Genomic DNA, 370 nt, shown 5'->3' on the forward strand with positions numbered 1-370 from the left:
ATTTCACTCCCCTCCCGGGGTTCTTTTCGCCTTTCCCTCACGGTACTGGTTCACTATCGGTCGATTACGAGTATTTAGCCTTGGAGGATGGTCCCCCCATCTTCAGACAGGATTTCTCGTGTCCCGCCCTACTTGTCGTACGCTTAGTAYCACCGTCCGGATTTCGTGTACGGGGCTATCACCCGCTATGGCGCCTATTTCCAGAGGCTTCCACTATCCAGTCGACTATCACGTACAAGGCTCATCCCATTTCGCTCGCCACTACTTTGGGAATCTCGGTTGATTTCTTTTCCTGCAGCTACTTAGATGTTTCAGTTCGCCGCGTTCGCTTCACACACCTATGTATTCAGTGAGTGATGACCTAAAAGGC

At 51.2% G+C, this 370-nt stretch carries 1 rRNA gene; it reads right to left on the reverse strand.

Going from position 1 to position 370, the window contains the following annotated elements:
• Nucleotides 1–370 (reverse strand): 23S ribosomal RNA (locus tag AB4Z32_RS27880); the annotation flags it as partial.

It is taken from the genome of Massilia sp. 2TAF26, from assembly GCF_052115005.1.
Classification (GTDB): Bacteria; Pseudomonadota; Gammaproteobacteria; order Burkholderiales; family Burkholderiaceae_D; genus Telluria.